The sequence below is a fragment of the Allokutzneria sp. NRRL B-24872 genome (assembly GCF_002155965.1).
Taxonomy (GTDB): domain Bacteria; phylum Actinomycetota; class Actinomycetes; order Mycobacteriales; family Pseudonocardiaceae; genus Allokutzneria.
Genome location: NZ_MUMH01000032.1, coordinates 26,382 through 39,555, shown reverse-complemented (window position 1 = coordinate 39,555; position 13,174 = coordinate 26,382). Strand labels below are relative to the sequence as shown.

Sequence of the window (13,174 nt, the reverse complement as noted above, 5' to 3'; positions counted from 1 at the left end):
GCCTTCTAGTCGATGAGCAGTGCGCGCTGCCAGTGCCGGTCGATGTCCCCGGTCGCGGTCAGCAGTGCGAGGGCGACCCCCGCCGAGCCGGTGAGCAGGCCCGGGTCGTCCAGGCCGTTCTCCCGCACTCCGAGGGGGAAGTCCTTGTCGCAGTGGGAAAGCAGGTGTTCGGTGAGCATCTCCACAGCTGCCGGGCCACCTCGAGTGTGCACAGAAAAAATCGTGCTGATGACCAGAACGCCCGCGACCCCGTGGCACAAGGTGGCCTCCGGCAGTCCGTCGAAGCCGTCGAGCGCCGCCGCGAAGCCGTCCGCCGCGACCTGGCGAAGGTCGTTGTCCCCCAAGGTGATCGAGGCGTTCAGCAGGGCGCATGCCACCCCGGGCGCGCCGTAGCACCAGGCGAGTCTGCCGGGCTTGGCAAGATCGGGAACTTCGGCCCCGGATTCACTCAATGGGATTCCGGCGGGCCAGCGGTGGCTCTGCCCGGCGAGGTAGTCGGCGGTGTGCCGGATCGCCTCGACCACGCCGTCGCGCCGGTGCCCGGCCCGGTGCGCGAAGGCCAGCGCCGCCATGGCGCCCGGGATGCCGTGCGCCAGGCCGAGGTTGACGTAGCCGTGCGGGTAGTTCTCGGCGTACTCCGGCAGCGGGAAGTTGCGCGGCGGGATCACCCAGTTGCCCTGGCACAACCAGCTCAGGTCGTCGACGAGCGAGTCGGTCGCCCGCCGCACGAGTGGATCGGGCTCGGGAACGAGGCTCAGGTGAGCGAGGGTTCCGGCCGCTCCGGAGATCGCGTCGTAGTCGCTGTCCCGCACGCCGTCCCGGCCCTGCCAGCTCGGCGCGTCCAGCACCTGGTCGGCCAGCTGGGAGTTGAGCTTGTCGAGGGTGCCGCCGTAGCGGGGTTCCTCGTACAGGGAGTCGGCGAAGGCGAAGGCGAGTCCCGCAGTGCCCGAGGACATGCCCGCGTGGTTGAGGGGACTGTCGAAGCTGGCCTTGGCGGCGGTGACCAGGTGCTGGTGGGCCAGGCCGCGCCAGTGCGCCGCCTCATCCGGGAACGCGCGGTGGGCGGCCTGGAAGGCCAGCGCGCTGCCCGCGTGCCCGACGAACAGCCCTGGGCCGCCCCAGCCGTAAGGGAGAGTGGCTCGCTGTTCGGAGGCCGCGACGGCGTCCGCGACGACGGTGGGATCGGCCAGCCGGGTCAGCAGCAGCTTCGCCGTGTGCCGAGCGCGCTCGGCGAGGGCCGGGTGCACCGCGATCACTCCTCAGGGCTTGGGCACGGGCGGGACCGGGTGCCGCGTGGCACCCGGTCCCTTCGTGGCGATCAGCGAGCGCCGGGCGGGCACGCCTTGCAGCTGGTGATCGGGCTGCTCGTGGCGAACGCCTCGGCGTCACCGAGCTCGCGCGGGCTGGCGACCCGCACGTCGAGCTCGAACTGGTCCATGCTGTTCTGGTCGGGGTTCATGTCCTCGCGCCTTTCTGTTGCTGGGGCAGGGTCAGCAGCCGACGATCGTGCAGCGGAGGCTGCACGCGAAGACCGAGAGCGACGCGCCCTCGACGTCGGCGCGCTCGTTCGGCCCGCTCACGCGGATGTCGAGGTCGAACTGGTCCAGCACTGCCTGGTCCGGATTCATCGGGCACCTCATTCCTGTGTGGGACAACGACCTTCGGCCCCACCGGCGTGACTGTGCAATCCTTTCGGAGCCCCGGAACCAGGCTTCCGGCTGAGCGGAAGGCGGGACCCGGACCGCGCCCGGGTCCCGCCCGCCGCGTCAGTTGACCGGTGCGACGAACGGCGTCGAGCAGATCATCCCGGAGGTGCACTGCTTGGTGGAGATCCCGGCGGGGGTGTACCCGTCGGCGAGCTCGCGCGGGGTGGCCACGCGAACGTCGAGGTCGAACTGGTCCAGATCGGGGTTCATGCTGTGGAGCCTTTCCTGGCGTCTTGGCCGAAGTGACCGCGTGCGGGGGAAGTGGGTCAGCAGGGCCAGGTGGGGCACTGGAAGATCGCGGTCTTCGCGAGGGTCTCCGCGTCGCCGAACTCGGCCGGGGAGGTGACGTTGACGTCCAGGTCGAACTGGTCCATTGCTCTGCCTTTCGCAGTGGTCATTGCGGTGAGACCACTGTGCAGCGCTGCCGCGAGGCGTGCTCCGGACGTTTCGAAGACGTTGAAGCCGCGACGATCACCACTGTCCGTTGTGGCTCGTCAGGGCGCGGCGGGAACTTTTTTTCACCCGTTGGTCCACAGTGGACGAATCGGTGCCCGCCGAATGGTGAACGTCTTTCCGGGACAGCGGGTGGCTCGTGTGCCTCAGCCCTTGCGGTACTGGCCGCTGAGCTGGCGCACGGCCTCCGCGATCGCGGCGCAGCGGGCTGAGCGCACCGCGTCACCCAACGGCCGCAAGGCATCCGCGCGCGCCTGCGCCGCTGAGGCCGACACCGCACCACCGTCTCCCTCAACGGCGGCACGCAGGATCGCCTCGACCTCGACGGAGCGCTCCAGCACACGCAGTGAGCGCGGCGGCATCCCGTTCGGCCACGCCAGTCCGGGGCGCGTGGAGATGAACTCCGCGATCTCCGCGCGGACGTTCGGCCGGTGCCGTGCGACGTCCAGCGACACCAGCGTCGCGGCGGCCTCGCGCACGGCGATGGTCATCCCGTGCTCCGCTTCGCCGATCGGCGTGTGATCCGCGATGGGGGAGCCGGAGAGCGAGAACACCGTCCAGCGCAGCACTCCGTCTGCGACGTTGTTCGGAACCGCCGCGAGAGCTGCTGAAGAGAACACGGCCGCCTCACCGCGCTCCAACGCCGGGCGCGCGACCGGGCCGGGGCCGCCGAGCCCGCGGACGTCGCCGGGGACCGGGAGCACGAGCGCCGCGTTGTCCGCGCCCAGCCTGCGCAACGCCGCCAGCCACAGCGCGGGGCCCGCGGCGCGCTCTCCGTCGACGGGCAGGCCGGTGCGGTCGGCCGTCTCCTGGTCGGCCGCGACGAACTCCTGGAGTTCGCCCCACGCGGACAGCGCGTCGAGCACGTCGTCAGCGGCGGCGGCACCGTTCAGCCACGCGGAGGCCCACACGGCCAGGGAAGCGCTGGGAACACACACGGTGCTCAAGGATACGGGTAGGTTCTGGCTGTGCGTTCCTTCAACTACGGCAAGGACATTCTGTCCACACCGCGCAAACGGCGCGTGGTCCCCGAGGTGGCCGCCGACGTCGGTGTCGTCGCCGAGGACCCCGACAGCGGCTTCTGCGGTGCGGTGGTGCGCGTCGAGTCCGGCTCGGTGCTGCTGGAGGACGCGGCCGGTCGACGGCGGCTGTTCCCGATGACCCCGGCGGCGTTCCTGATCGACGGCCAGCCCGTCACGCTCGTGCGCCCCGTCGCGGCTCCGGCTGCTCCGCGCGTCAGCGCTTCCGGCTCCGTGCGCGTTGAGGGGCAGCGGGCCCGCACAGCCGCTGCCAGCCGGATCTGGGTCGAGGGCATCCACGACGCTGAGCTGGTCGAACGCGTGTGGGGCCACGACCTGCGCGTTGAGGGCATCGTCGTGGAGCCGTTGCACGGCGTCGACGAGCTGGCCGGCCTCGTCGCGGAGTTCGCTCCCGCCCCGCACCGGCGGCTCGGCGTCCTGGTGGACCACCTCGTGGCGGGGAGCAAGGAGTCCCGGCTCGTCGCGGCGGTCACCGACCCGCACGTGCTGGTCACGGGGCACCCGTACGTCGACGTCTGGCAGGCCGTGAAGCCGTCGGTGCTCGGCATTCGGGAGTGGCCTGTGATCCCCAAGGGCACTCCGTGGAAGGAAGGCGTCTGCGCGCGTCTCGGCTGGGGTGAACCCGCCGAAGGCTGGCGCAGGGTGCTCGCGTCCGTGAAGGGATTTCGCGACCTGGAGTCGCCGCTGCTCGGCGCGGTCGAACGCCTCATCGACTTCGTGACCGTGCCGTCGTGAAGTACCCGAATGACTCAGTGAGGGCGTTGAAGCCCTGAACGACCCGTTCAGTGCGTTGGTAGCCCCGAACGACCCGTTTGGTGCGTGTGGAGGAGCCCTGAACGGGTCGTTTGGTGCGCTCAAGTATCCGAAGGACCCGTTCGGGGCTCTGGAGTACCTCAATGACCCGTTGAGGGCGCCAAGTACCTCAATGACTCATTCAGCGCGTTGAGCGGACCGAACGCGGCGTCGGCGCGATTCGAAGATCACGCGTGGGTCACGTGGGGTGTTGCGCGGGACACCGGAGCCGCTGTTCTGCCACGATGGGGGCATGGCCGCTCTTGTGTGGCTGATCGCCGGCGTGCTGCTGATCGCAGCCGAGGTGCTCTCCGGGGACTTCGTCCTGCTGATGATCGGCCTTGCCGCCCTCGCCGCCGCGGGTTCCTCCGCGCTGGGGGCCGCCCTGCTCGTGGACGCGATCGTGTTCGGCATCGCCTCGATCGCCCTGATCGCCGTCGCCCGCCCCGCCATCAAACGGCGGCTGATCGCGGGCGACAGCATGAAGATGCACACCGAGGCGCTCGTCGGTGCCAAGGCCGTCGTTCTGTCCACTGTGGACAGCAGTGGTGGGCAGGTGAAGCTCGGCGGCGAGGTCTGGTCCGCGCGCAGCTACGACGAGACCCAGGTCCTCGAAGTAGGCAGCACCGTCACGGTGATGAGCATTTCCGGAGCTACAGCGATCGTCTGGTCAGAGGAGATCTAGGTGGATGCAGGAGTCGTCACCCTCGTCGTGGTGGCAGTTCTGGTGCTGTTGGTGCTGGTCACCGTGGCCAAGGCGGTGCTGGTGATCCCGCAGGCGCAGGCCGCGGTCATCGAACGCCTCGGCCGTTTCCGCGCGGTCGCGGCACCGGGGCTGAACTTCCTGCTGCCGTTCCTGGACAAGGTGCGCGCGCGGATCGACCTCCGCGAGCAGGTCGTGTCCTTCCCGCCGCAGCCGGTGATCACCCAGGACAACCTGACGGTCTCCATCGACACCGTCGTCTACTTCCAGGTCACCGATCCGCGCGCGGCGGTCTACGAGATCTCCAACTACATCATCGGCGTGGAGCAGCTGACCACGACGACGCTGCGCAACGTGGTCGGCGGGATGAGTCTCGAAGAGACGCTGACCTCCCGCGACTCCATCAACGGCCAGCTGCGCGGCGTGCTCGACGAGGCCACCGGCCGCTGGGGCATCCGCGTCTCCCGCGTCGAGCTGAAGGCCATCGACCCTCCCCCATCGATCCAGGACTCGATGGAGAAGCAGATGCGCGCCGACCGCGAGAAGCGCGCCATGATCCTCACTGCCGAGGGTCAGCGGGAAGCCTCGATCAAGACCGCTGAGGGCCAGAAGCAGGCGTCGATCCTCTCGGCCGAGGGCCAGAAGCAGGCCGCCATCCTCAGCGCGGAAGGTGAGCGGCAGAGCCGCATCCTGCGCGCGCAGGGCGAGCGCGCCGCGCGCTACCTCCAGGCGCAGGGCCAGGCCAAGGCGATCGAGAAGGTCTTCGCCGCCGTGAAGGCGGGCAAGCCGACGCCGGAACTGCTGGCCTACCAGTACCTCCAGACGCTGCCGCAGATGGCCCAGGGCGACTCCAACACCGTGTGGATGGTGCCCAGCCAGTTCGGTGACGCGTTGCAGGGCTTCGCGAAGATGTTCGGCGACAAGGGAGACGACGGCGTCTTCCGCTACCAGCCGCCCGCTGACGACACGGTCAGCAAGCCCGAGTCCGACGACGACGAGACCGCGGGCTGGTTCGACACCGCGCCCGACCCGCACGTCGCGAAGGCCGTCCAGGAGGCCGAAGCCGTCGCGCGCAAGGAGGTCCCGGGCCCGCTCGGCACCGGCACCCCCGAGCTGAGCACGGGCTCTCCTCGGATCTCCTCGGGCTCAACGGAACTGGCCGACGAGGAGAAGTGATCACCCCGGCGCCCGGGCCTCGTGCTCGGGCGCCAGTCGCTCGGCCTCTCCGCTGAGTCATCGATCGGGTAGAGCTGCCCGGGACGGCTTCCAGAACGGTCGCCGCGCGACAATCTGAAGGGATGTCGATCCGTTCGGAGGTCGCCGCAGCCGCGCGCGCCGCCGTGGCCGACCTCCCGCTGGAGCTGGTCGACATCGCGGAGAACGCGATCGATGAGACAGCAATCCTGTGGGACCACGCGACAAGGGGCAGTCCTGAGCCTGCTCGCATCGAGGTGCACAGCCTCCTCGAAGCGGCCAAGGACGACATTTGTGGTGTGCGGCGGCTGCCGCGCGGGCTGCCAGCGCTGGTCGAATCGTGGATCGCTGGCCTTGGCGGCGACACCGGTGCCGATCAGCCACTGGAACCGGGATGGATCGCGCGTGCGGCTGAGGTGCTGAGCGGCCTTCCACCTCCGATGTGCAACCCTCGGCCGCTCGGACAGCCGGTCCAGCCCACCCATGGTCGAGTGCTGGACGAGAACGGGAGCGTCGTCAAGGCGCTCGTGTCAGGAACTGACGAAGACTCCCGTGCCGCCGACGGATTGCTTGCGGAAGCTGGGTTTTCCCGGCTCAACATCGGGTTGCACGTCGAGGTGAAGGCACTTGCCCTGATGCGGGAGACCGGGCGGCGACATGCCACGATCGTGATCAACAATGAGTGCTGCGGCGGCCCGTGGGGCTGCGCGAAGATGCTCCCGAGGTTGCTTCGACCTGGCGAATCGCTCACCGTGCACGGGCCTGGTGGGTATCACCGCACGTTCAGGAGGCAGATGCCGTGACCGCCATGCGGGCGTGGTACGACCACAGCCATGACGAGGACGGTGTCGCGATCGAGGACGACGCCGCGCTGGATCGACTGCTGACGACGCTCGCGGCTGAACCCGGTGCCTCGCTGATCGCGTTGTTTCGGGCGGCTGACCTTGAGGAATTTCCGCCCCCGTACGAATTCCTGGTCGGTGTGGGTGGCGGTGCGCCGATCGGTGTCGTGCAATACAGCGACCGCGGCGGCCTCTGGGTGAGCCGAGGGGAACCGAGCGGCTTCGACACGCTGGCGTACAGCTACATGGGGACGCCGACCGAGTACCCGACAGACGCGCCGATTCCGTTGCCGTGCTTGCTCGCCGCCGTGCACGAGTTCGCAGTCACTGGCATGCGCCCCACCAGCGTCGCCTGGCAGGACGTCGACAGATAGCCCACCGCGTTGCTCAGGGAACGTCGTCTCAGTCGCGCCGTGCCGCGACGACGACGGTGGTGTAGGGCATGGTGAAGCTGCCGCCGAGCGCGTCGATGGCAGCGCCGGAGGTGGACAGCAGATCGGCCTGCTGCGCTTGCGAGAGCGTGGGGTAGCCGCCATGCGTTGGTAGCTGGTCAAGCCACTCGGCACGGGTGTAAGGGCGCTCCCACTCGAACCGCCACTGCTCGGCGTCCGCGAAACCGCCGGCTTCGTGAATGCCGTTGGTGGCCATGGAGAACATCGTCGAGTAGGTGTGGAGCACGGGCCGCTTCCAGATCTCGGCGAAGGGGCCGGAGAAGGCGGCGAGGATCTCGGGCGGCGGCTGGAAGACGTTCCAGAACAAGGCGATCAGCCCGCCGGGACGCAGTGCCTCACGGGCCTTCGCGGCTCCGGCCACGGGGTCGATCCAGTGCCAGGTCTGCCCGGCGACGACGGTGTCGAACCGGCGGCCGGCCGGGTCCCAGTCCTCGAAGGCCGACACCTCGACGTCGAGTCCGCGGCGCCGGGCGACGTCGGCCATGCGCGGATCGACCTCGACACCGAGCACCTGGCAGCCGGACGCGGCGAACTGGCGGGCGGAAATGCCTGTGCCGCAACCGACATCGAGCACGCGCGGGCCGGGGCTGGCGTCGATGACGCGCTCCAGCATCGCGGCGGGGTAGCTGGGGCGGGCGCGATCGTAGCGGTCGGCCTCGGCGCCGAATGACCGGCCGGGATCTAGAGTGGGCATGTGCCCACGGTAGTGGGCGCTTGCCCACTCGACAAGGAGGAACCGGGTGCCGACAGGGGTGTCCATCCGCGACGTGCGCGAACAGCTCTTCGCGGCGGCCGAACGGGTGCTGCGGCGGGCGGGGCCGAACGCGTTGACCAGTCGCGCGGTCACCGACGAGGCGGTCTGCGCCAAGGGCGTTCTGCACCGGCACTTCGACGACTTCGACGCCTTCCTCGCGGAGTTCGTGCTCGCCCGCGTGAACCGCATGGACGCCGAAGCCGCCGCGCTGCTCGGTTCCGCGGGCAGCGGCACGGTCGTCGACAACCTCACCGGAGCGCTGACCGCGCTGTTCGAATCGGTCGCGGTCTCGGTGGTCGCTCTGGTGACCTTCCGGGACGAACTCCGCGTGCGGTTGCGCGACGCACTGCCCGCGGGCGTCCCGGTGCTGACGGAGGCGGCGGTCATGATCGCGGCCTACCTCACCGCCGAGCGGGAACTCGGCCGCCTCGCGCCGGAGGCGAACGTGGACGTGCTCGCCCCGACGCTGATCGGCGCGGCGCACATGCTCTTCGCCGACCGCGCGAGCGCGCCGCCGGAGCCAGACTCCGTTCGCAGGATGGTTTTTACGGTCGTCGGCGGGATGTGAAAGGCACCCCTCGAAAGTCCCTACCGCGTCGCCTGAACCGTCCCAGACACTGCCCGTGATCTCTACGTCACTTGCCTGAGTGGCGTCCACCCTGCTGGGAGGTCACACAGTGAAGATCCGAGCGACAGTCGGTTCGGTCGCCCTTGCCTCGACCCTGGTCCTCGGCGTGCTCGCCACACCGAGCGGCGCCGCGACCGTTGAGGTCGCCGCGGCGCCGACCATCCCCGTCTCGGCGGTGCAGGAGCACCTGAACCAGTTCCAGCGGATCGCGACCGCCAACGGCGGCAACCGGGCGCACGGCAGGCCCGGGTTCAAGGCGTCGGTCGACTACGTCAAGGGGAAGCTGGACGCGGCCGGCTACCAGACCAAGGTCCTGGAGTTCACCAACTGGGGCACCAAGGGCTACAACCTGATCGCCGACTGGCCGGGGGGCGATGAGAACAACGTCCTGATGGCGGGCGGCCACCTGGACAGCGTGGGCGCCGGGCCGGGCATCAACGACAACGGTTCCGGCTCGGCCGGGCTGCTGGAGGTCGCGCTGACGGTCTCCAAGCAGCAGCTCAAGCCCAAGCAGCACCTGCGCTTCGGCTGGTGGGGCGCTGAGGAGCTGGGCCTTGTCGGCTCGACCAACTACGTGAACACGTTGCCGGCGGCCGAGAAGTCCAAGATCAAGGGCTACGTGAACTTCGACATGACGGGCTCGCCGAACCCGGCGTACTTCGTCTACTCCTCCAGCGGCCAGCCCGCCGGGTCGGAGAAGCTCCAGGCGGCGCTGGAGGGCTACTTCAAGTCGATCAACGTGCCGACCGAGACCACCAACGTCGGCGGGCGCTCCGACCACGCGGCCTTCGCGCGGGCGGGCATCCCCACCGGCGGCACGTTCAGCGGCGCCGAGGTCCGCAAGACGGCAGCCCAAGCGCAGAAGTGGGGCGGCCAGGCCGGAGTGGCCTTCGACAAGTGCTACCACCAGTCCTGCGACACCACGAGCAACATCAACGCGCAGTCCCTTGAGCGGCACACCAACGCGATCGCGCACACGATCTGGACCGTCTCGGGCACCACGCGCACGGTGCCCGTCGGAGCCGTGGGCTGAAGCCGGGTCACCGGCTGATCACCGCTTGATCACCGTCTGCGCGGCGGCACCTCACGGGGTGCCGCCGTTCGGATGTCAGGTTTGGTTCCTTCGGAGTCAAGTCCGGCGCGATGCGGGCGCCGTGCGGTTTGATTCAGCAGGTGGGCGGCATGGGGGGCGATGAGCCTTACGGCGTGGCGGCTCTGCGGGGCCTGCGTGGCGAGCTGCCGCCGTTCGACGGGGAGCGCGAGGCCGAGCACTGGGTACGCCTGCGCGAAGTGGTGCGCGGCCTCAGGGACCAGGCCGAGGCGGGCCGCGCCGACCACGCCGTCGACTACGCGGAACAGGTCATCGAGGTGCTGTGCTCGGCGGCCCAACAGGTCACCGGCAACGCGGGCGAGCTGCCGGAGCTGATGCAGCAGGCGCTGGCCGGGCACGCGACGGCCTGCCGCAGGAGCAGGCCCGATCCGCACCGCCTCGCCAGCTGGCTGGTGCGCTTCCAGCTGAACTACCCGGACGGCCCCGAGGTCGCGCTCAGCGAGTACGCGGACGCGTTGGGGCACGAGGGAATCACCTCCTACCGCAGGACCGCGCGCCGGGCCTGCCGCGAGCTGCCGACCGTGCCGTTCGGGCGCACTCCGCGCTACGACCGCAGGCGCTGGGCGGTGCTGCGGCTGATGGAGGAGCTGGCTCGCTTCACCGGGGACGTCGACGTCGAGGTGCAGTGGCTGGCGACCGACCTGTCCACCCCCTGGCAGTACCTGCGGATCGCCACCGTGCTGGAGGACGCCGGGCGCACGGCCGAGGCGCTGGCCTGGGTGGAGCGCGGGCTCGTCGCGACGCAGGGCAGCCGCGCTGAGGTCCGGCTCGTCGACATGGCCGTGGACGCGTGCCTGCGGCTCGGCAAGACCACGCGCGCGTTGCAGTTGGCGCGCAACGCTTTCCGGGACTGGCCAGGCCTGGACACCTACCTGCGGCTGCGCACCGTCGCCGATCGGGCCGACCGATGGCCCGCGCAGCGCGAGTGGGCGCGGCGGTGGCTGCGCGCGCAGGGCGAGGACCCCGGCCGCAACTCCGTGCTCGTGCAGATCCTGTTGTGGGACTCCGAGATCGACACCGCGTGGGCCGTCGCCACCGAGCGCGGGTGCTCCGACCAGGTGTGGGCGGCGCTGGCGGCGGAGCGCGTCATGCAGCACCCCGAGCAGGTGCTGCCGGTCTACCGCCGCCTCGTCCGCAGGCGCATCGCGGTCGGCGGCCCCGAGCACCCCGCGGACGTGGTCGAGCTGCTGGAGAGCCTCGGCATGGCGTGGGAGAAGGCGGCCGACGACGGGCGCGCGAAGTTCCACCGCTACGTGGAGGAGCTGAAGCGCGAGTGCTCCGGCAACCGCCCACTGCTCACCGAACTGGCCCGCCGAGGCCTCTGACCGCGTAAACTCACCCCATGCACACCACGGCCCTGCTCCCCTCAACGCGCGCCGCCGTGGTCTAGACCCTCCCGTTTCGTACTCTTAGCGGGAAAAGAGCGCTCCCAACACCCGGTAGGAGTACGAAACGGATTTGGGGTGCCCAGCGCACGTTGAGCGGGAGTGGGCGTGGGTTCATCCGACGGGTGGGACGTCGGAGAAACCCTTGGCGGCGTTGGTGACGGTGTTGTCGCGGTACACGAGGTTGGGCTTGGCGGCGCACTTCTTGTTGTGCGGGAACTGGAACCCGTAGCCGGAGGCCCGCACGTCGGCGACGTTGCGGCGGAATACGTTGCCGCACCCCCAGCCGTCGAGCCGCTGGATCACCTTGAAGCCGTGCTCGAAGCTGCGAACGCCCTTGTTGTCGGAGATCTCGTAGTCGTTGCCCTTGACGTTGACCCAGCTCTCCGAGGAGTTCTCGCCGGTCATGCCGACGCCGTCGAAGGAGTTGCGCAGCACCTTGCCGCCGGTGGTGCCCTCCTTGACGTCGACGTGCTCGGCGGCGACGTTGGGGCCGAGCCGGTTGTCCAGCGCCTGGTTGCGGTCGCTGGTGTCGGGCACGCTCTGGTCGCCGGGCTTGTCGCCGTACTTGCCCCAGTTCGCGCCCTTCGCGGAGCCGAAGTAGACGCCCTCGCCGTACGCGGGCTGCGCGGTGCCGACGTGGTGGACGGAGGAGTTGCGCAGCACGTTGTCGTTGGAGTTCGCCCGGAAGTGCACCCCTTCGTCACCGATCCGGCTGACCTCCACGCCGTCGATGACGTTGTTGTCGGAGCCGTCGAGCACGATGCCCTTCGCGGCGTCGGCGACGCTGAAACCCTTGAGCACCCAGTGCTTCACGAGGTTGAGGTGCAGCCCGTAGCCGCAGTAGCTCACGCCCTGAGCCTTGCGCGGCGGTGGCACGTTCGGGTCACACGCCTTCTTGGTGTTCTTGAGGACGGCGGAGCGCGGCCCGGTGAGCGTGATGGGCGCGCTCGCGGTCCCGGAGGCGGTCGCGAAGAACGCGCCGTCGTAGACGCCGGGGCGCAGCTCGATCGTGGTGCCGGGCTTGGCGGCGGCCAGCGCGGCGACGAGCTCGGCGGGGGTGCCGACGGACGCCTGCCGGGCCTGCGCGGGCAGCGCGGTCAGCAGCAGGGTCGCGGTGATCACGGATGTGAAGCGGAACATCGGTGGTGCCTCCCAATCCGGGGCGGTCCCTCGACCGTGCACGCCTTTCCTATTTCCGTCAACGATTCACGTCGCTGAACTCATGTCGCTGAACGCAGTGCTTCGACGAGCGTGACCACAGGTGCTCGCCGCCGAGCCCGGGGCGCGACCACGACGCCGATCTTGCGCGTCGGCCGAGGTCTCTCCACGGGGATCGCGACCAGGTCGGCGGATTCGCGAAGCGCCACAAGGGGAATCAGCGCGATCCCGACTCCGGCCTCGACCAGCGCCTGCGCGAAGAAGTAGTCGGTCGTGCTGGCCGAGACCCGCAGTGTGAATCCGCTGTCCGACGCGTAGCCATGGAGGAACGCCGACGTCTTCGAACAGCCGAACACCCACTTCTCGTCAGCGACATCGTTGAGCGACAAGGACTTCCGCTTGGCGAGCGGGTGATCACGGCGGAGCACCAACGACATGGGGTCGCTCATCACCGGGAGGAGCGTCAACTTCTCCAACGGCAGCGGCCGGTCGAACTCGTAGACCAGCGCCAGGTCGGCCGAACCGGAGCGCACCAGGGGAATGCTGTCCTCGGGTTCCCGCTCCACCACGGTGATCTCGACGCCCGGGTGCTCGGCGGCCAAGCTCGCCAGCGCGCGGGGCAGCAGGTGCCGGCCGCCGGTGCTGAACGTGGCGACGGTGATCGTGTCGACCCCGCTGGCCAAACGCGCCAACGCGGCCTCGGTGTGCCGCAGCTCCGCCGAGATCGTCTCGCCCGCCTCCACGAGCAGCCGCCCCGCGTCGGTCAGCGTGACGCCGCGAGCCCCGCGCAGCACCACCTCCGTGCCCACGGTCCTTTCGAGCGCGGCGATCTGCTGCGACACCGCAGAAGGCGTGAACAGCAGCGCGGCGGCGGCCTTGCTGAAGCTGCCGTGCCGCGCGACCTCGGTCAGCACTCGCAGCCGCTGCACATCGATCATCAGCGTTCCTAACAG

The 13,174-nt window shown here is 69.8% G+C and carries 17 protein-coding genes; 8 read left to right on the top strand and 9 right to left on the bottom strand.

Translation table 11 applies throughout. From position 1 onward, the window contains the following. Window positions 1-5: 5 nt before the first annotated feature. The 6 genes from CCN37_RS09805 to CCN37_RS09800 all read right to left on the bottom strand — a co-directional run bounded on the left by CCN37_RS09805 (window position 6) and on the right by CCN37_RS09800 (window position 3,097). Complete coding sequence (locus tag CCN37_RS09805; RefSeq protein ID WP_168200603.1) at window positions 6-1,247, bottom strand: lanthionine synthetase C family protein; 1,242 nt, start codon at window positions 1,245-1,247, stop codon at window positions 6-8. Between the two features lie 71 nt (window positions 1,248-1,318). Then, entirely contained in the window at window positions 1,319-1,459 is a 141-nt protein-coding gene (locus CCN37_RS39735) for an FDLD family class I lanthipeptide (protein ID WP_168200602.1), read from the bottom strand. 31 nt (window positions 1,460-1,490) lie between these two features. Then, window positions 1,491-1,628 carry an FDLD family class I lanthipeptide gene (locus CCN37_RS39730; RefSeq protein ID WP_168200601.1) on the bottom strand — a complete coding sequence of 46 codons (138 nt, stop codon included), beginning with the start codon at window positions 1,626-1,628 and terminating at the stop codon, window positions 1,491-1,493. A gap of 138 nt (window positions 1,629-1,766) precedes the next feature. Further along, window positions 1,767-1,916, bottom strand: a complete 150-nt coding sequence (locus tag CCN37_RS39725; RefSeq protein ID WP_168200600.1) for an FDLD family class I lanthipeptide — start codon at window positions 1,914-1,916, stop codon at window positions 1,767-1,769. Between the two features lie 56 nt (window positions 1,917-1,972). After that, window positions 1,973-2,080 (bottom strand): FDLD family class I lanthipeptide, encoded by a 108-nt coding sequence (locus tag CCN37_RS40715; RefSeq protein WP_210407945.1) that lies wholly within the window; start codon window positions 2,078-2,080, stop codon window positions 1,973-1,975. A 225-nt stretch (window positions 2,081-2,305) separates the two neighbouring features. Further along, complete coding sequence (locus CCN37_RS09800) at window positions 2,306-3,097, bottom strand: hypothetical protein (RefSeq protein ID WP_086820426.1); 792 nt, start codon at window positions 3,095-3,097, stop codon at window positions 2,306-2,308. A 30-nt stretch (window positions 3,098-3,127) separates the two neighbouring features. Here CCN37_RS09800 and CCN37_RS09795 point away from each other — a divergent pair, with 30 nt between their 5' ends. From CCN37_RS09795 to CCN37_RS09775, 5 genes are all read left to right on the top strand, one after another. After that, window positions 3,128-3,934, top strand: coding sequence for a DUF3097 domain-containing protein (locus CCN37_RS09795; protein ID WP_086820391.1), 807 nt, complete (start codon window positions 3,128-3,130; stop codon window positions 3,932-3,934). A gap of 310 nt (window positions 3,935-4,244) precedes the next feature. After that, window positions 4,245-4,676, top strand: a complete 432-nt coding sequence (locus CCN37_RS09790; RefSeq protein WP_086820390.1) for an NfeD family protein — start codon at window positions 4,245-4,247, stop codon at window positions 4,674-4,676. Further along, a complete protein-coding gene (locus CCN37_RS09785) occupies window positions 4,677-5,870 on the top strand; it encodes an SPFH domain-containing protein (RefSeq protein ID WP_086820389.1) in 1,194 nt (397 codons plus the stop codon). Window positions 5,871-6,034: 164 nt separating this feature from the next. Continuing rightward, on the top strand, window positions 6,035-6,691 hold the full coding sequence (locus tag CCN37_RS09780) for a DddA-like double-stranded DNA deaminase toxin (protein WP_168200599.1): 657 nt from the start codon (window positions 6,035-6,037) through the stop codon (window positions 6,689-6,691). A 5-nt stretch (window positions 6,692-6,696) separates the two neighbouring features. Next, window positions 6,697-7,104 carry an Imm1 family immunity protein gene (locus tag CCN37_RS09775; RefSeq protein ID WP_246842922.1) on the top strand — a complete coding sequence of 136 codons (408 nt, stop codon included), beginning with the start codon at window positions 6,697-6,699 and terminating at the stop codon, window positions 7,102-7,104. 28 nt (window positions 7,105-7,132) lie between these two features. On the opposite strand, the gene CCN37_RS09770 is transcribed toward CCN37_RS09775, so the two are convergent. Continuing rightward, entirely contained in the window at window positions 7,133-7,876 is a 744-nt protein-coding gene (locus CCN37_RS09770; protein WP_086820386.1) for a bifunctional 2-polyprenyl-6-hydroxyphenol methylase/3-demethylubiquinol 3-O-methyltransferase UbiG, read from the bottom strand. A gap of 46 nt (window positions 7,877-7,922) precedes the next feature. On the opposite strand from CCN37_RS09770, the gene CCN37_RS09765 reads away from it, so the two are divergent. The 3 genes from CCN37_RS09765 (at window position 7,923) to CCN37_RS09755 (ending at window position 11,000) form a co-directional block, all read left to right on the top strand. Then, a complete protein-coding gene (locus CCN37_RS09765; RefSeq protein ID WP_086820385.1) occupies window positions 7,923-8,504 on the top strand; it encodes a TetR/AcrR family transcriptional regulator in 582 nt (193 codons plus the stop codon). Window positions 8,505-8,613: 109 nt separating this feature from the next. After that, window positions 8,614-9,597: a M28 family metallopeptidase gene (locus tag CCN37_RS09760; RefSeq protein WP_086820384.1), complete on the top strand. Its 984-nt coding sequence runs from the start codon at window positions 8,614-8,616 to the stop codon at window positions 9,595-9,597. A 149-nt stretch (window positions 9,598-9,746) separates the two neighbouring features. Beyond that, window positions 9,747-11,000, top strand: a complete 1,254-nt coding sequence (locus CCN37_RS09755) for a DUF6880 family protein (RefSeq protein WP_143261535.1) — start codon at window positions 9,747-9,749, stop codon at window positions 10,998-11,000. A gap of 174 nt (window positions 11,001-11,174) precedes the next feature. Here CCN37_RS09755 and CCN37_RS42140 read toward each other — a convergent pair whose 3' ends face one another. Then, window positions 11,175-12,203, bottom strand: a complete 1,029-nt coding sequence (locus tag CCN37_RS42140; RefSeq protein WP_086820382.1) for a right-handed parallel beta-helix repeat-containing protein — start codon at window positions 12,201-12,203, stop codon at window positions 11,175-11,177. 80 nt (window positions 12,204-12,283) lie between these two features. Then, a complete protein-coding gene (locus CCN37_RS09745) occupies window positions 12,284-13,159 on the bottom strand; it encodes a LysR family transcriptional regulator (RefSeq protein WP_086820381.1) in 876 nt (291 codons plus the stop codon). Window positions 13,160-13,174: the final 15 nt, after the last annotated feature.